This window comes from Paenibacillus sp. AK121, from assembly GCF_019042715.1.
GTDB classification, from domain to species: domain Bacteria; phylum Bacillota; class Bacilli; order Paenibacillales; family Paenibacillaceae; genus Paenibacillus; species Paenibacillus polymyxa_C.
On sequence record NZ_JAHPJM010000016.1, the window covers coordinates 46,197 to 62,673 of the forward strand.

At 47.8% G+C, this 16,477-nt stretch carries 15 protein-coding genes; 7 read left to right on the forward strand and 8 right to left on the reverse strand.

All coding sequences use genetic code 11. The features are described 5' to 3' along the window. Nucleotides 1-89: 89 nt before the first annotated feature. The 4 genes from KSP24_RS22230 to KSP24_RS22245 form a co-directional block, all read right to left on the reverse strand. Nucleotides 90-839 (reverse strand): YcnI family copper-binding membrane protein, encoded by a 750-nt coding sequence (locus tag KSP24_RS22230; protein ID WP_216976761.1) that lies wholly within the window; start codon nucleotides 837-839, stop codon nucleotides 90-92. Between the two features lie 30 nt (nucleotides 840-869). Then, on the reverse strand, nucleotides 870-2,588 hold the full coding sequence (locus KSP24_RS22235; protein WP_216976763.1) for a copper resistance CopC/CopD family protein: 1,719 nt from the start codon (nucleotides 2,586-2,588) through the stop codon (nucleotides 870-872). 255 nt (nucleotides 2,589-2,843) lie between these two features. Further along, nucleotides 2,844-4,694: a bifunctional diguanylate cyclase/phosphohydrolase gene (locus KSP24_RS22240; protein WP_216976765.1), complete on the reverse strand. Its 1,851-nt coding sequence runs from the start codon at nucleotides 4,692-4,694 to the stop codon at nucleotides 2,844-2,846. Nucleotides 4,695-4,977: 283 nt separating this feature from the next. Then, complete coding sequence (locus KSP24_RS22245; protein WP_216976767.1) at nucleotides 4,978-5,571, reverse strand: DUF5317 domain-containing protein; 594 nt, start codon at nucleotides 5,569-5,571, stop codon at nucleotides 4,978-4,980. A 202-nt stretch (nucleotides 5,572-5,773) separates the two neighbouring features. Here KSP24_RS22245 and KSP24_RS22250 point away from each other — a divergent pair, with 202 nt between their 5' ends. The 7 genes from KSP24_RS22250 (at nucleotide 5,774) to nfsA (ending at nucleotide 12,998) form a co-directional block, all read left to right on the forward strand. Next, nucleotides 5,774-7,003, forward strand: a complete 1,230-nt coding sequence (locus KSP24_RS22250; RefSeq protein WP_013369070.1) for a multidrug effflux MFS transporter — start codon at nucleotides 5,774-5,776, stop codon at nucleotides 7,001-7,003. A 356-nt stretch (nucleotides 7,004-7,359) separates the two neighbouring features. After that, nucleotides 7,360-7,944, forward strand: a complete 585-nt coding sequence (locus KSP24_RS22255) for a sigma-70 family RNA polymerase sigma factor (RefSeq protein ID WP_102163383.1) — start codon at nucleotides 7,360-7,362, stop codon at nucleotides 7,942-7,944. Next, nucleotides 7,934-8,677 (forward strand): DUF3600 domain-containing protein, encoded by a 744-nt coding sequence (locus KSP24_RS22260; protein ID WP_216976769.1) that lies wholly within the window; start codon nucleotides 7,934-7,936, stop codon nucleotides 8,675-8,677. Before KSP24_RS22255 ends, KSP24_RS22260 begins: the two co-directional genes overlap by 11 nt. A 119-nt stretch (nucleotides 8,678-8,796) precedes the next feature. Further along, nucleotides 8,797-9,147, forward strand: coding sequence for a metal-sensitive transcriptional regulator (locus KSP24_RS22265; protein ID WP_013369073.1), 351 nt, complete (start codon nucleotides 8,797-8,799; stop codon nucleotides 9,145-9,147). A 55-nt stretch (nucleotides 9,148-9,202) separates the two neighbouring features. Beyond that, on the forward strand, nucleotides 9,203-9,403 hold the full coding sequence (locus tag KSP24_RS22270) for a copper ion binding protein (RefSeq protein ID WP_013369074.1): 201 nt from the start codon (nucleotides 9,203-9,205) through the stop codon (nucleotides 9,401-9,403). A 117-nt stretch (nucleotides 9,404-9,520) separates the two neighbouring features. Beyond that, nucleotides 9,521-11,977, forward strand: a complete 2,457-nt coding sequence (locus KSP24_RS22275) for a heavy metal translocating P-type ATPase (protein ID WP_216976771.1) — start codon at nucleotides 9,521-9,523, stop codon at nucleotides 11,975-11,977. Between the two features lie 277 nt (nucleotides 11,978-12,254). After that, nucleotides 12,255-12,998 carry an oxygen-insensitive NADPH nitroreductase gene (gene nfsA, locus KSP24_RS22280; protein WP_013369076.1) on the forward strand — a complete coding sequence of 248 codons (744 nt, stop codon included), beginning with the start codon at nucleotides 12,255-12,257 and terminating at the stop codon, nucleotides 12,996-12,998. Between the two features lie 179 nt (nucleotides 12,999-13,177). Here nfsA and KSP24_RS22285 read toward each other — a convergent pair whose 3' ends face one another. From KSP24_RS22285 to KSP24_RS22300, 4 genes are read right to left on the reverse strand one after another with little or no spacing between them, the layout of a single operon-like run. Beyond that, entirely contained in the window at nucleotides 13,178-14,023 is an 846-nt protein-coding gene (locus KSP24_RS22285; protein ID WP_058831375.1) for a TatD family hydrolase, read from the reverse strand. Further along, nucleotides 14,016-14,969 (reverse strand): ABC transporter ATP-binding protein, encoded by a 954-nt coding sequence (locus KSP24_RS22290; RefSeq protein ID WP_216976773.1) that lies wholly within the window; start codon nucleotides 14,967-14,969, stop codon nucleotides 14,016-14,018. The genes KSP24_RS22285 and KSP24_RS22290 overlap by 8 nt, the downstream gene beginning before the upstream one ends. A 45-nt stretch (nucleotides 14,970-15,014) precedes the next feature. Then, on the reverse strand, nucleotides 15,015-15,791 hold the full coding sequence (locus KSP24_RS22295) for an ABC transporter permease (protein WP_216976775.1): 777 nt from the start codon (nucleotides 15,789-15,791) through the stop codon (nucleotides 15,015-15,017). Then, complete coding sequence (locus KSP24_RS22300) at nucleotides 15,788-16,081, reverse strand: MTH1187 family thiamine-binding protein (RefSeq protein WP_216976777.1); 294 nt, start codon at nucleotides 16,079-16,081, stop codon at nucleotides 15,788-15,790. Before KSP24_RS22300 ends, KSP24_RS22295 begins: the two co-directional genes overlap by 4 nt. Between the last annotated feature and the right edge of the window lie 396 nt (nucleotides 16,082-16,477).

Sequence of the window (16,477 nt, forward strand, 5' to 3'; positions counted from 1 at the left end):
ATAGGATGAGATAACGATAAAAAAAGCTGGTGCCTGAATGAATGGCACCAGCTTTTTTACATGTAAGGCTCTGTTGTTTGTAACTCAGATTACTTGCGACGCTTGAGTGCAATGCCTACTGCTGCGGCACCAAGCACGACTGCGATGATCGAGAGGACAAGTGCTGTTGTTTGTGCAGCAGAGCTGGCTGGAGCAGAAGCGGCAGGCGTAGCCTCAGCAGCATTGTCCGAGGTCGGCGCTGCACTGCTGTTATCTTTGGCCGTATCTGTGCTCGCATGGCCCTCTGCGGTGCCTGCCGAATCATGTCCGCTGTCTGCGGCAGGAGCAGAAGTTTCGGGTGTGGCATCTGCCGTAATTTTGGTAATGGAATGAGGATTGTTACTTCCTTCATCGCCTGTCCATTCCACAATACTTCCGTCACTGTAATATTGGAAGGCGTCCCAGGCTGCCGCGGTATTCTGGTCTGCATTTTGTGCTACAAAGCTGAAGCGTTGGTACTGTCCCGCTTGAATGCCGTCTTTTTCAGACGTCCATGTGACGGTGGTTATTTTGCCAGAGCTGTCTTTTTCGGTGACTACCTTCCAATCCGGTACAGGCTCGTATTGTTTGAAAACGACCTCTTTAGGAACTTTTAAAGCGACTTTGGTGGTTGGAATGTTTTTTTCCACAGGCACTTTCAACGTGTACGTTTCCCACGCATTAGGTTGTGAAACGGAAGGCTTGACCGTCACATGCGCACTGGCCATACCTGCAAAAAGCAAGGCACCAGCCGCAATTAAACCTATAGAGGTTGTGAGCCTGGAAAACCTGGATTTTGCTGTTTGAATCGTTATATTCATCTTCATTTCGCTCCTTGTTAGATAAAATAATTATTTTTTACCGCCTACATGCAGAGTAAATTCAGCATCAACCGCATCGAGTGATGCCGTCAGGGCATGTACTTTTACCACCCATGTTCCTTCGGAGGTTATCAATTCCTGACTGCGGAAGGGCTGTTGCTGCTTCACGGGCAGAACAAATTCCTGTTGATCTTGGTCAGGATCAGCTGGGGTAAGCGTCAATGTGACTTGCTGGATACCTGAAACGGCAGTACCCTTGCTATCCTGAACGGATACCTTAAATTCATTGCTGCCCACAGCATTCGGGCTGACTGCCAGTGTAACGCTGTATTCGCCAGTAGTGCGAGTCTCCTCAAACGGTACAGCAGGTGCCTGGCCAGGTGACATGTGAGTGAGCACCGCTGCCAACAGCATCACGAGCAGGCCGACGGACAGCTCGACACGCAATCCTCCGGCGGCTCGTTTGCTCGCTGCCGCTTGTCGAGCGCTGCGGAACTGGCTGGCTGCAAAGACCAGCATAACTAGCAGTAGCGCTGCTTTACCGAGCAGAACGAGTCCATAGGACGTGTTCAGCAGCATGAAGGGAGCCGGCAGGTACAGCACCGCTCCATAAATACCAGTGGCGAGTAGCGCCGCCACCATAGCAATGCCCCAGCCAGCAAAGCGGCGCAGGGCGATTTGTCGCAGAGCTGCCTGCTTGAATACAGGCAGCTCCGATCCGGCAACAGGCAGGCACACCATCATGACGGTAAGTGAGCCGATCCAAAAGGCTGACGCTGCAAGGTGGACGAAATCTGCCACAATGGCTGGAGCCGGATGGGTAGCTGCTGCCGGATGCCCAACAAAGGCCTTGGATAGCATGAGGCTCAGCGTTAGTAGAACGGAGCTGTAGCCCCATACACGGCGCTGGCGATTGGAAATGCTGGGATCAATCGCATAAATTAACGTTACGCTTAGAAGCAGCACGAGAATCATCTGGATAAACCAGATTTTACCTGCCCCAGTAAATTGAAGCGCTTCTCCCAGAATGGGAAGTGAGAAGCCCTCCCTGATGGAAACTCCAGCATCCCAAGACGCCTGAAGCGGTAGGCTGATTAAAATGGCAGCAGACGTTATGCCATAGCCGCTCCATAGCAACTTAGTCCAACGGGGTAATGTGTCAGAGGGCTGCTGATTAAGCATCTTCTGCTCACTGCGATTCTTGTCTCGGTTTATGCTCGGTAAGAGGAACAGTCGGAAACAAATCGCTCCAAAAAGCAGCGATAGTCCTATGTAAAGGAGCCAACGGACAGCGATTAAGTCGATTCGTGATGTCCCAGAGCTTTCAGAAGGGGTAGCTTGATCGGTATACGCATTGGAACCGCTACCTACTTGAAATGGAATCACTCCATTGACTGGATGTCCATCTGCGGACAAAGCTCTCCAAGTGATGGTGTAAATTCCATTTTTCATGCCTGGAATCAATTGGATTTCCATGGTGGATGGGTGCTTTGGGTTGAGCTGTGCTTTTCCTGTGTCGACCCGCTTGCCTGTTTCATCGGTCACTTTGATGGACATGAAGGCAGATTGCAAATCTTCGTTGAAAGTGATAGTCACCTGAGAAGGTGACTTGTCCAAAACCTGATTTTCGGTCGGACTGGATTCAACGACAAATGCATGAGCCCACGATGAGTGAGGAAACAGGAGCAGAAGAGGGAGACACAGCAATAAAAGACAAGCCGCACGGGCTGGTCTGGACAGGTACAACATGCCTGTGAAGTCACCTTCTCTCGATTACTTGAAGCGAGGATATCCTCATTTGTAGCATTTTATACGGACAAACCAATTCCTATCTTAATCATAGTGCATATAGCGTGAATAGATGGAACGAATTATGACATTTATATGAAATTTGAAATAATAAGCATCATGCAGAATGCGAATCCCTATGAAAAATCCCTACTGTGAATGAAATCGCCTGGATTTCATTCACAGTAGGGATAAAGAGGAATAGTGTATGAGACATTAGAAGCCTGCTTCTATAGACTGCGTGAAAGCAGGTTGCTTATGTTGAATATATTGGATAAAAATAGCCGTTAGTTCGGGATCGAATTGGCTTCCCGAACAAGTACGCAATTCTTCGATGGCCTCCTCGAATGTTTTGGTCGGTTGATAGGGACGCTCGGTTGTCATCGCATCAAAAGAGTCGATGATTGTCAGCATCCGACACAGCCTTGGGATTTGCTCGCCCTTAAAGCCAAACGGATAGCCTCCCCCGTCATAACGTTCATGATGCAGCTCCACAAAAGGAACTAAATCTATGAATCGTTCGTTGGCTTCGACAATACGTTTGCCCCACATGACATGAGCTTGTACCATCCGCCATTCCTCGCTGGACAGCTTCTCTTTTTTATTAAGAATATTCCAGGGAATTTCCAGTTTTCCGATATCGTGAATGAGGGCTCCCAGTAAAAAACGCCGTTTATCCTTTGGACCGAGCTGAAGCACATCGCTCATGTCCGCTGCATACCTGAATACCCGTTTGGAATGCTTGAAGGTGTTAATATCCTTGTACAAGAACAGATTGAGCTGCTGCTCAAGATCACGGATATCTTGTCCCAGATCGACCTCGCGTTCCACTTCATTTAGACTGCCGTGTGTATGAACGATATTTTTGCCCTGTTTCTTGGCGTAGTACAGTGCTTTATCCGCCAGATCGACCAGCTGTGATTTGTCGTAGATGTCAATGCGGCTTTGTGCAATGCCTGCGGAAAAGGACAGGCACCCGTGTGGGAAAATTTCGACTCCCTCGTAACGGGAATCATTCAGTCTTTTTCGGATAGCATTGACTTTTTCATAAGCTTGTTCAGCGGTATGATCGGGCATAAGCAGAGTGAATTCTTCTCCACCATAGCGGGATACGGTAATGTGAGTACCGAACGTTTCCCTTTTCAGAAACTCACCGAGAAACCCCAGTAGTTGATCACCCTTGAGATGACCGAAATGATCATTGTATTTTTTGAAATCATCAATATCAATCAGCGCCAGACTTAGGGGAATATTCTGCGATCTGGATATATTCAGTTCAGCTTCAAGCGTATTTTCAAAGTAGCTGTGATTGTACAACCCTGTTCTGCGATCCGTGTTGGCTTTTTCTTCAATCTCACGATACATCGTGAACATTTGCTTGAACGCGTGGGATAAGAGCATGCTTAGGCCCAGGAACAGCAAAAGTCCTAAAATTCCGTTGTAATAAATCAGCGTGGTCAACACCAAAGACAGGATGAGTGTACATAAGTATACAAGCAGGGATTCAGCCAAAAAAGCCTGTTTGAGCTCATTGAACGACCCTTTATATGCGATATAGAAGTAGATGCCGAGGGTGATTGTGTTCACCGTAAAGTAGCAGATCAATGCCAGCAGGTAGGAAGTAAAATGGTCCTCGTTTAAGGCTCCCTGCGTTCCGCCGCTTAGTTCGAATACGGTTGACGATACGAAAATGGAAAGTGCGTAAATGGAAAAATTGACTGCATGTTTCCACCAGGACAGTTCTGTATGCCGAAACGCAGCAATAATCACATTGAACAGCAAAATCAAAATGGCAATTTCAGTGCCATGCACAAAAATACAAGCGAGGTACACGGAGGAATCCATGGACTGCTTGTTACTGGCTGGTGGCAACTGGAATGTAAAATGCTCCAAAATCAGAACTGCTCCCAATAAGGAATAGATCGTGACCCACTCTGTCGTTGAATAGTGCAAAAAGGACCAATGGTTCGTATACAAGAGGACGATCAGGCCTACCATACACATGAAAAATACGTATATTCCCGTCGTGGTAACCCGTTCTTGCAGCTTTTTTAATATACTCATCATTTTTTCTCCTGCCTTGTCGTATCTTGATGTCAAAGCTACCAGGGCTGAATGGGATAATTTACAATTTTGTAATCGAAAATTTCACATGAAAAAACAGGCCGGAATCCAGCCTGTTTTGTTGAGCCTGTGCTTCCCTTTTTATCTTATCGGTGACTAGCCCCCGATTTTGTAACCGGAAGTCAAAGCGATTACGACAGAAGCAACGATAATAGCATTGATAATCACACGGGAGTATTTCAAGTTTTTCATAAGGTTCCCTCCCTTCCTTGGAATAAGGTCTGAACTAGGCGTGGCGGGGATTGGTTTCTTGCTGATTATCCTTATTTCTTTTCACGACCATCACATTTTGGATAAACAGGAACATCCCGAAGTTCATGACGACATCTCCAATACTAATCACCTGCGTGCGGGGATAGGGCTTGGAAAGGGGGATGATGTCACCAAGCAATGATAAATGCGTGCTCGCATCCATCATGTAATGTTTCGAGATGACACTTCCGGATTTAAGCATATCTGTATAATAGGGGCCCAGCACCTCTGAAGCGCTCAACGAGACCGGCATTCTGCCGCCATTTACCGCCATCACGATAAAATTCAATAATACGCCGATTAAAATAAGCTTGAATCCCTTATGATGTCTGTTCAACCAGAGAAATATCAATCCGACTACGTAGACTCCCATAAATAGATACCCGTTCATAGCTGCCAGCCAAGCCCATTTTTCCTGAGCATAAAAAATAATGAATTGCACCACCAGCAGCAGGGGGAACATCCAGCCGGCTATAAGGCGAATATGACTGAAACGGATCAGACCTTGCCGCCAGCCTCCTCTGAACAGACCTACAATGAGACCCAGCAGTACTCCATCATAGACCATTATCATTCTCCAGATTCTACAATTTTTTTGTTTTGGTTACCGTGTAATTCGACCTGAAATTGGTAAATTCCTGCCTGATTTATAGCAGTTTTGAAAAAAAATTGCGGATTAGCGTGTAATTAATCGAAGCCAGACGAAATGAATGATATCATAATAAATTGAAGTCATTATTTATATTTTAGTGAAAAGGATGATTATTATCATGAACCGGTTATCCAATACGGTAATGGTTGCCGCAGATATGACCAAATCACGAATATTATGGATTGCCTTTGTTCTGGGTGCATTAAGTGCCTTCGGACCCTTGTCCATAGATATGTATTTGCCGTCACTGCCCACATTAGCCGACAATTTGCATACGACTACTTCGCTGGCACAGCTTAGTTTGACAGCCTGTCTGTTGGGACTGGCCGTTGGTCAGATCGTTGCTGGTCCGCTTAGCGATGTGAGGGGTCGCAGAGGACCGCTGGTGATCTCGCTAATTCTGTACGCTGCAGCATCGCTGTTATGTGTGTTTGCGCCGAATATCGGTGTGCTCATTGCGCTTCGCTTTATTCAAGGGCTTACGGGATCGGCGGGGATCGTGATTTCCAGAGCTGTGGCTCGTGATCTGTACTCGGGCAAAGAACTGACACGCTTTTTCTCACTGCTCATGCTAGTGAATGGTGTGGCTCCCATTGCTGCACCTGTGCTGGGCGGTGTCATTTTGAATTTTGTTTCCTGGCGCGGTGTATTCATGGTGCTGTGTGTAGTTGGTGTGGCCATGCTGATTGCCGTCGTATTGGGTCTTCCAGAAACGTTGCCAACGAACCGCCGTTCATCCGGTGGCTTGAAGCAGACGCTAGGAACACTCGGTCATCTGTTTGCAGATCGACGCTTTATGGGTTATGCCCTCTCACAGGCGCTGATTACAGGGGCGATGTTTGCGTACATCGCTGGCTCGCCTTTCGTGCTTCAGGATATTTTCGGGGTTTCCCCCCAGACGTATAGCATCATTTTTGCGGTGAATGGTTTAGGGATTGTACTGTTTTCCCAGTTGACGGGTAGACTCGTGGGTCGATTTAGCGAGCGACAGTTGCTCTTGTCAGGTCTGGTGATTGCGGCTGTAGCCGGGATCAGCTTGCTTACCGTAGCTTTTACCGGAGGCCAACTGTTAGCCGTATTGATTCCGATGTTTTTTGTCGTATCCTGCGTAGGTATTGTGAGTACAACGACGACTTCACTGGCCATGCAGAGTCAGCAGCGTTCCGCAGGCAGTGCGTCCGCCATGCTTGGCTTGCTGCCTCTATTGCTTGGCTCCATCGCTTCACCGTTGGTGGGCTTGGGTAGTGGAACAACCCCCGTACCGATGGCGGTTGTGATTGCTATAGCAGAGCTTGGTGCGCTGTTAAGCTTTATTGTACTTGCCAAGGAAGCACGCGCGAAGGCTTAAAATAGGCAATTTGAACTGAAAACTCCCATGGACTGATGCATGAACCACTTCAGACCATGGGTGTTTTTTTATCGTTTTACAATCGAGATATCTTCGGCTTCCCTCGCGGGGAGGGGTGTCTGTTTTAAGTACATACGAGAAGGTTTGTGAATTAGAATGCAAATCAAATAAACAGCAGGATCAGTATGGTCGGAATTAAACGAAAGAATAATTTACCTAATACAAAACCGACCATACCCTGTCTCTCTGTTATTGAGACAAAAAAATCGAACGATATTCCCCGTTCCTTCCAATATAGAGTATGAGCCGAAAGAGAGGAGGAGATTAGGATCGAACAGTGCAAGGAGGTGGTCAGATTGGCACAGGATGATCAGATGACAATGCTTGTTGCAGAGACACTGGCTGGCAGCCGCGAAGCTTATAAGGAGCTCTATGATTACACGATTCATACGGTCTATAAATCAGTGCATTTTCTGTTGGAGGAAAAGGCAGACGTTGATGATGTGGTTCAGGAAATTTATATACAGGTGTATAAATCACTGGAGACATTTGATACAAATAGATCTTTTCAACCTTGGCTGATGGGGATTGTTATGCGTCAAATTCGGGCGTATCGGAGAAAAAGATGGATGAGGATGCGAATCACAAGTAAGGCTGAGAGTCTGGAGCATCATGCAGCGTTTGATTTTTCTGAGGAAATAGTGGACAAGGTTGCAAATCATGTATTGCTCCAAGCAGTTCAGCAGCTATCGTTCAAGCTAAAACAGGTGATTGTATTGCACTATTTGCATGAGTATTCCCAAGAGGAAATCGCAAACATTTTAGAGATACCGTTAGGTACGGTGAAGTCACGAATTCACGCGGCTTTGCAAAAGCTCCGTTCGAAAGAGCGGCAGGGACATTTTCTGATCGGAAAGGTGGAGAAAATCCATGAAGCTTGAGCAAGAACTACGTAAGGCGATGCAGCATGAGGATAACCACTTATCTCCTCCCATTGAGTTAAAGGAAAATATCATGATACAAGTTGAGCGAATTAAAGGGAAAGGATCTAAACCTATGAAAAAGTATATCGTGACAACGATTCTAGTAGCGGCATTATTGATCCCGACAGGTGCCTTTGCTGCATACTCTTACTTGACTGATACGCTGTATGGCTCGCAGGAAAAGCTAATTGAAATGGGAGGGACGGCAGAGGAATATACAAGAGTAGAATCGAAGCTCCAACAAGCACAGGGACGTTTGTCGAAGGAAGAGTTTAGTGTTTTTATGGAATTACTAAAGGAACTAGGAGCCTATAATCTTAAAATAACGGACAAAAACGGGATGCTCCATAAGGAGCGTTTAAGCGTCGATGAACAGCGTGAGTATAATCGAATAACCGCCGAGTTGGAACCGTACTTTGATAAATTGAATCAGGAGGAATTCCAAACCCATAAGAGTATAGATTTACAGGACGAGTTAGACTATGCGAAAAAAGCTTTAAGTAAGGATGAATTTGTTAAGTTCCGTGTTCTGTTCACGGAGTTTTACAAGTATGTTCCCCGTATAACGGGCGAAAATGGGGTATTGTATCCAGATCGTTTGCCTGAAAGAGAAAGAGAAGATTACGAGGAGCATTTGAGGTTGCTTCAGCCTTATTTTGATCAGTTTAATTCGCTTGAGAAGAAACGGTGACGAAAATTAAGGCGAAAAGGTGACACTTTTCTGGAAGGTTGACATACCCCATGGGGGTATATTATGATGAGGATATATTAAATGCATGAGTGCATATACACCACACAGGAGGCTGATGTATGGCTGAGGAGCAACCTGTTTCCCACACTGAAGTCCACGGGGCTCATTGTGGAACAGATGGAGAGAAGACAGTTAGAAAAAGTCATCATTCGGCAGAATTCAAGAACAGCCTTGTATCCCGGTTAAACCGTATTGAAGGTCAGGTTCGCGGGATTAAGGGATTGATTGAGAAGGACACCTACTGTGACGATGTGCTGAATCAGATTGCGGCTGTTCAGTCGGCCCTGAATGGTGTCGGCAAGCTGCTGCTGGAAGGGCATATGAAAAGCTGTGTCATTGAGCGCATGCAGGCAGGAGAGCAAGAAGTGATTGATGAGCTGCTGGTGACGGTTAAGAAGCTAATCCGTTAAAAGTAGCAGGTATACACATTATGGGTATGGACGTACCCTTGAGGAGGAAACGAAAATGGCACAAGTTACATTGAACGTAGAAGGCATGAGCTGCAATCATTGCGTGAAAGCAGTAGAAGGAGCCTTGGAGAAAGTAGGCGCTACCGGCAAGGTCAGCCTCGAGACGAAACAAGTAAATGTAGAATATGATGAATCCAAGCTGAGCGTTGAAGCTCTGAAAACAGCCATTGAAGACCAAGGCTATGATGTTGTTTAAGATTAAGATGCTGTATGATGCGAGAACATATTTGTTCGAAGGAGAAGCTTCCATATTAGGAGCTTTTTCTTTTTGAACATAATATACCCCACTAGGGTATGTAGAAGGAGGACTACCATGGAAAACCGTGCGACCGACGGTGATAAACATACAACGCTTCATATTACGGGGATGTCCTGCGCAGCCTGCGCAAGCCGTATTGAAAAAGGTTTAAATCGAATAGACGGCGTGGCACAGGCTAATGTGAATTTGGCTTTGGAGCAGGCGTCCATATCCTATGATCCCAAGCAGGTGGAAATTCCAGAATTCCGCGATAAAATTGCTTCTCTTGGTTTTGGAACTGTGAGTGAAGAAGCCAATTTGAATGTGACGGGCATGACTTGCGCGGCTTGTGCAGCTCGAATTGAAAAAGGATTAAACCGAATACCAGGCGTAACAGGTGCCAGTGTAAATTTGGCGATGGAAACAGCCCATGTGGAATATGCTGCTGGGAGTACTACGGTTAGTGATTTGGTAAGCAAGATTGAACAGCTGGGCTATGGAGCGATCCCGCAGAGCGCTGAGGACAATATTGCGGATGTCCGCAGTAAGGATATCCAACGTAAAAAATGGAAGTGGATGATATCGGCAGTGCTGTCGCTACCGTTATTGTGGGCGATGGTGGCTCATTTTTCCTTTACCTCATGGATTTATGTGCCGGAACTGTTCTTGAATCCATGGTTTCAACTTGTACTGACGACACCAATTCAGTTCATCATAGGATGGCAGTTTTATGTGGGAGCATATAAAGCGCTTCGTAATGGAAGTTCGAATATGGATGTATTAGTTGCGCTAGGTACGTCTGCGGCTTATTTTTACAGCTTGTACCTTACTCTGCGTCCGTCTGACGCCATGGAGGGAATGGCGGGAATGCCTGTCATGACCATGCCAGAGCTGTATTACGAGACAAGTGCGGTACTCATTACGCTTATACTAGTCGGTAAATGGTTCGAGGCGGTAGCCAAAGGGCGCTCGTCTGAGGCGATCAAGAGCCTGATGAACCTACAGGCGACAACGGCACGTGTGGTACGTGATGGACAAGAGCTAGATTTGCCGATTGAACAAGTGCGTGTGAAGGACATCTTTATTGTGCGCCCAGGGGAGAAAATTCCCGTCGATGGTGTGGTCGTGGCTGGACGTTCGGCAGTGGATGAATCCATGTTAAGTGGAGAGAGTCTTCCGGTTGAAAAAGGAGAGGGTTCCCCAGTCACAGGAGCCACGCTCAATAAAAACGGAGTACTTCGTATTCAGGCTGAGCGTGTGGGTGGTGATACGGCGTTGGCCCGTATTATTAAGGTCGTGGAAGATGCGCAAAACTCTAAGGCCCCGATTCAGCGGATTGCGGATCAAATCTCGGGTATCTTTGTCCCCATCGTAGTTGCTGTTGCCGTGATAACGTTTCTCGTCTGGTTTTTCCTTGTGACACCGTCTGATTTTGCAGGATCACTGGAGAAAATGATTGCAGTTCTCGTCATTGCTTGTCCTTGTGCGCTTGGATTGGCCACCCCAACGTCCATTATGGCAGGATCGGGACGTGCTGCTGAATACGGTATTTTGTTCAAGGGCGGCGAGCATTTGGAAATGACCCGTTCCGTCAACGCAGTGATTTTGGATAAGACAGGTACGGTTACGAACGGCAAACCAGAGCTGACAGATGTTATAGTTAGAGCGAGCAGCCTGGCTGAAACGGATTTGCTGCGATTGCTCGGTGCGGCAGAAAAAAGCTCGGAGCATCCGCTGGCGGAAGCCATTGTAAAAGGAATTGCTGATCGAGGTATTGAGCTAGTGGGCCCGACGGATTTTGAAAATATTCCAGGCTATGGTGTGAAGGCCTCTGTGGGGGGCAAGCGGGTATTGGTGGGCACACGCCGATTAATGAGCAGGGAAGGCATCACGATGGATGATTCAACCGAGCAGCATATGAATGAACTGGAAGGCGCAGGGAAAACGGCAATGCTTGTCGCTGTGGATGGTTCCTATGCCGGATTAGTGGCCGTGGCGGATACAATTAAAGAAACATCACGGGAAGCTATTGCCCGTCTGCGGGCGATGAACATTGAAGTCATTATGATTACAGGTGACAATGAAAGGACGGCAAAGGCCGTTGCCGCCGAGGCGGGAATTGAACGGGTGCTGGCGGAAGTGCTGCCTGAGGGAAAGGCCGAGGAAGTGAAGCGACTTCAGGACCAGGGCAAGATCGTAGCCATGGTCGGGGACGGTATTAACGATGCGCCAGCGCTGGCTACAGCCCATATAGGGATGGCAATGGGCACAGGTACAGATGTGGCCATGGAGGCTGCCGATATTACTCTCATGCGTGGTAACCTGAATAGCATTCCGGACGCGATCGAAATGAGCCGCCGGACCATGACAAACATACGGCAAAATCTGTTTTGGGCGCTCGGTTATAACGTGATCGGCATTCCGATTGCTGCTTTGGGCTTTCTGGCTCCATGGTTGGCGGGAGCGGCCATGGCATTCAGCTCTGTTTCGGTTGTACTGAATGCGCTGCGTCTCCAGCGGGTGAAGCTGTAAACGTATTGATGTATTAGGCAGATGCATGCTGTTGGATATTTGCAGCGAGATTAGAGCAAGTACGCACAATTTTGGCTTTGTGCGTACTTGCTTTTTTGTTGTGTTTTTTCATTTGTTTAATTCATGCAGTCATTCTTCATCGCGTCAGGTTGCTTATCATTCGCGAAAGTTTCATAATATTTGTAAGAGTGCCATGCAAGCATGCAAGAACCTTTTCGTGTACTCACAGCTTGAAGCAGATAAAGAGCTTATATTATGGATTAGGAGTGAAGCAGTCATGAATGATACGATTTCCTTGTTGATGAACCACCGGTCTGTGCGGAAATTCAAGTCAGACCCCATTACCGACGAGCAGCTCGCAGCTATTGTGGCAGCTGGCCAAATGGCATCCTCGTCCAGCAATGTGCAGGCATATACCGTTATTGCCGTTACCGAGCCATCATTAAAAACAAAACTGGCCGAGTTGGCAGGAGGGCAGGCTTACGTTGAGCAGTGCCCGACATTTCTAGTATGGTGCGCAGACCTGTATCGTTTGAAGCAGGTGACGATTCATCATCAGCCAGGCCAGCCTTCCTATGAAGGGTCCGTCGAAAATTATACGGTTGCAACCATTGATGCTGCGTTAGCTGCACAAAATGCAGCGGTGGCCGCTGAATCACTCGGCTTGGGCATCGTTTACATCGGGGGCATTCGTACTAAAATAGCAGAGGTATCCGAGTTATTAGGCTTGCCAGAGCTGGTATATCCAGTGTTCGGTATGTGCATTGGTGTACCGGATCAGGAAACGGGCTTGCGTCCACGTCTTCCACTGTCCGGTGTGTTGCATATGAACGGTTATGACAAAAACCAAACGATGAAAGCTGTAGAGGTATACGACCACACATCAGCCGAATATTTGAAGGAACGTACGGGCGGTCAACGCTCTACACCTTGGTCTGAGCAAATGGCCACGAGACTGACCGAACCAGCGCGCTTGCAGTTGAAGCCATTTTTGGAACAGAAGGGTTTCTTGAAGCAATAAAAATAGAGCAACGATAAAGAATGCTGCAATTTACAAGTGGCATTTGAGAAATATGTGTTATTTAAAGCTATAAGAACCTCCTTAATTACGCATGTTGAAGTTTCGCGTACATAAGGAGGTTCTTTGCTTTGAATATAAGTTGTGGTTGTAATCTTTTTTAGTAAATAGCAGATATGCCTTTACGAATCAGACAGTGAGTAGAAGCGTCTTGTATTATCATAAAATAATTGACGGACAGCAGCTTCATCTTGATGGGTCAGCTTGCTATATGCGCGAATGACCTCGGTAGTCATCCGTGGATGCGTCTGCTGTCCGGTAAAAGGACCCTCGAACGGCCATGGGCCGTCTGTCTCTGCCATGACCTGATCAGACGGATACTGTCTTGCCAAACTGCGGATTTCTTCTTCGTACAGGAGATCCGGTGTGAAGGAGACATAATAGCCGTTCCGGGCCATACGTTTGGTCGTGGCGGCAGAGCCCTTAAACCAGTGAAAATGCGCCTGTGTGACGTCATGACGTTCCAAAAGGTCGCAGGCAATGTCTGCATCTTCATAAACAGCGTGCAACACAATGGGTTTGCTATGTTTGCTTGCAAACTGGATAAAACGCTCCAGCAGTGCTATGTAAGGAGCGAGCTCAAAGGGCTCTCCACTGCGTGAAGCTTCCAGCCGATTGTAATAGGGCAAGCCGACTTCACCCACCGCGACCATCTGCTGTACATGTTCGTCCATCCAGTCAAATAACAGGTCAAGCTCGGTATGTGATGGCAGAGCCTGTTCTGGATGAAAGCCGAAAGCGGGACGTACTAGCCTGGGCCAACGCTCAGCCAGGCGCAAGTTGGCTTGACTGGAGGCGAGATGCATGGACACAGCTATGATGGCTTCTACATGGTTGTCGGCAAGCGAAGCGAGCAATAGCTCCTGTTGTTCAGGCGGGTAGCTGTCTACATGAATGTGCGCGTCGATTAAGGGAACAGTTGCTGCCGCGTTCGATCTCAATGCAGAGTGCATGTTCCAATCATTCATAATGGTTTACCCTGTCGTCCGAGGTGTTTTTGCGGATGCTTTCAGCGGCGTCCATGTCGCCGTCCAGTTTGTGCTTTTCCTCGCGCATCCAGCCAGTCATGGTCCGTTTCCATTCCATAAAGCGTGGATCGAGGGTGATTTCTTCCCTACGTGGGCGAGGAAACGGAACATCTACGACATGCATCACTGAAGCAGGTCGCGCCGACAGCACATAAATGCGGTCGGAGAGCAGCAGCGCTTCTTCAATGCTGTGGGTAATGAACAACACAGAGCGGCGGTTCTTCTCCCACATCCGCAATAACCATTGCTGCATGTCTGCACGTGTCAGCGCATCGAGTGCGCTGAACGGCTCATCCAGCAACATTAATTCCTGTGGGCTGAGCAGGGCGCGAAGAAAGGCCGCGCGCTGCTGCATGCCACCAGATAGCGTATGCGGATACGCCTTCGCGAACTTGCCCAGTCCAACCTGTTCGAGCCATTGCAAGGCTTCTTTTCGACGTTCACGTTCGCTGCCGTATCGGGAGCCCGCTGCTGCATCCTTTCGTGGTGCATTTTCCTGCCCGAGCAGTATGTTGTCCAGCGTGGTGCGCCACGGGAAAAGGGCGGGCTGCTGCGGCATATAGCTGATATGCCCGCGTTCACCAGTCATGTCCCGTCCATGCATACGGATACGTCCCTGCTGCGGCTTGAGCAGCCCTCCGATAATGTGAAATAGCGTGCTTTTGCCACTGCCTGACGGACCGATGAGAGAGACAAATTCGCCCGGTTTAACGGTAAGGGATACATCCTGCAGTACAGGCAGTGAGCTTCGCTTTTCCCGGAAGGCGAGGCTGATCTCGTCCAATTCCAAAGCAGGAGGGGCAGGCGTCATTACCTGCAGTTCTCCGGCTTGTTGCTGTTCATCAGCGATGGGTGGTGATGTCAAGTCAGTCGGATGCAGACTCATATATGCCACGTCCTTTCATTGATGCTTTAATGCAATATGTGGAATCTACTCTTGGTCAGGTTTCCAGCGAACCAACCATTTCTCCAGTAGTAAAATAACGACAAACATCAGCAAGCTGAGTGCAACAATAATACCGATAGCGGCAAAAATGAGATCCGTACGATAGGCAGACTTTTGCAGCAACATATAATATCCAATTCCTTCACTGGCCCCAATCCATTCGGCAATGATCGCGCCCATCACACTATAGGTAGCAGCGATTTTAACGCCAGAGAAGACTTGTGGCAGGGAGTGTGGTAGCTCTAGCTTTAGAAAAATAGCCCTGCGGCTTGCACCTGACATTCGCATGTAATTCATCATCATACGGTCTGTCCGTGTCAGCCCGTCCATGGCCGCTACAGCCACGGGAAAAAAGCATACTAATGTAATGACCATAAGCTTGGGCAGCACCCCAAAACCGAACCATACCATGAGCAACGGACCGAGGGCGATAATCGGAATGTTTTGGCTAAGGATCAAGAGCGGGTATAGAGCAGATTTGAGAAAAGGAATCGTATGAAGAACGATGGCGATCAGCAGTCCCGTTGCTGTCCCTATAGCAAATCCCGCAAGCGTCAGGCGAACCGTAGCCCATGTATGGGTGCCAAGCAACGCCGCTTGCGCCATGCCCTCTTGTACGATTAGGGATGGAGCTGGCAGGAGCCAGGATTCAATATGTAAATAGTTAACCGCTCCCTGCCAAGCCGCTAAAAAGAAGAGGACCGCCACAAGGGGCGGCCATACGCTTTTCCACCAGGATGCGTTCTTGCCTTTCGGATTCATGGGCGATACTTCTCGGTCAGCTTGTTCATGCTGATGCCCTGTGGGTTATGTGCGATTTTGATCTGTGAAATGACGCTGGGACTTCCAGCTTCCGTCAAGGCCTCATGCATGTCTTTGACGACTTTCAGCAATTCGTCCAATTCGCCCTCCATTGTAGTGTCCAATGGATTCACTTGATACTTGACGCCGGAACGCTGGATGACTTCAATCGCCTTGTCTACATATGGATAAGAGTCTTCGTTATTAGGAGTTTTAGGGATGACTTGAATACTGAGCAATGTGTTAGCCATGCGAATTTCACCTGTCCTTTATTTGGAGTAGTATTGGGAAATAAATTGGTTTAAGGTGGGGAGACCGCTTCGCGTTTCATTTGATCTTACGATCGCTGTTGCCGTGGGATTCTTTGAATAAACTTTAAAGGTAAGAATCCAACAGCAAAGGCGACCACTTCGTTTCTTCAGATTCAAATGAACCGCTCCGCTGCCAACCGCCTTAAAAGCACTTTAGTTTTTTGATAGATTGGGTTGCATTTTTACACATAAGCGCATCTGTTTTTGCGCTTTAGATAAGATGAGACTAAAGAATAAACCAAGAGGAACGAGAACGAAGTGCACGGAATGGTGCTGTACAAGCAAAGCGGTCGCTTTTTTTTGCCCCCCGATTTCTACCCTGCTGAGGCTTTATTC

What these genes read in the sequence shown, in the direction of transcription:
- KSP24_RS22290 (WP_216976773.1), bottom strand. Translation starts at nt 14,969, where the DNA reads ATGAGTCTGCATCCGACTGACTTGACATCACCACCCATCGCTGATGAA.
- KSP24_RS22270 (WP_013369074.1), top strand. Translation starts at nt 9,203, where the DNA reads ATGGCACAAGTTACATTGAACGTAGAAGGCATGAGCTGCAATCATTGC.
- KSP24_RS22275 (WP_216976771.1), top strand. Translation starts at nt 9,521, where the DNA reads ATGGAAAACCGTGCGACCGACGGTGATAAACATACAACGCTTCATATT.
- KSP24_RS22295 (WP_216976775.1), bottom strand. Translation starts at nt 15,791, where the DNA reads ATGAATCCGAAAGGCAAGAACGCATCCTGGTGGAAAAGCGTATGGCCG.
- KSP24_RS22230 (WP_216976761.1), bottom strand. Translation starts at nt 839, where the DNA reads ATGAATATAACGATTCAAACAGCAAAATCCAGGTTTTCCAGGCTCACA.
- nfsA (WP_013369076.1), top strand. Translation starts at nt 12,255, where the DNA reads ATGAATGATACGATTTCCTTGTTGATGAACCACCGGTCTGTGCGGAAA.
- KSP24_RS22260 (WP_216976769.1), top strand. Translation starts at nt 7,934, where the DNA reads ATGAAGCTTGAGCAAGAACTACGTAAGGCGATGCAGCATGAGGATAAC.
- KSP24_RS22235 (WP_216976763.1), bottom strand. Translation starts at nt 2,588, where the DNA reads ATGTTGTACCTGTCCAGACCAGCCCGTGCGGCTTGTCTTTTATTGCTG.
- KSP24_RS22250 (WP_013369070.1), top strand. Translation starts at nt 5,774, where the DNA reads ATGAACCGGTTATCCAATACGGTAATGGTTGCCGCAGATATGACCAAA.
- KSP24_RS22300 (WP_216976777.1), bottom strand. Translation starts at nt 16,081, where the DNA reads ATGGCTAACACATTGCTCAGTATTCAAGTCATCCCTAAAACTCCTAAT.
- KSP24_RS22265 (WP_013369073.1), top strand. Translation starts at nt 8,797, where the DNA reads ATGGCTGAGGAGCAACCTGTTTCCCACACTGAAGTCCACGGGGCTCAT.
- KSP24_RS22240 (WP_216976765.1), bottom strand. Translation starts at nt 4,694, where the DNA reads ATGATGAGTATATTAAAAAAGCTGCAAGAACGGGTTACCACGACGGGA.
- KSP24_RS22285 (WP_058831375.1), bottom strand. Translation starts at nt 14,023, where the DNA reads ATGAATGATTGGAACATGCACTCTGCATTGAGATCGAACGCGGCAGCA.
- KSP24_RS22245 (WP_216976767.1), bottom strand. Translation starts at nt 5,571, where the DNA reads ATGGTCTATGATGGAGTACTGCTGGGTCTCATTGTAGGTCTGTTCAGA.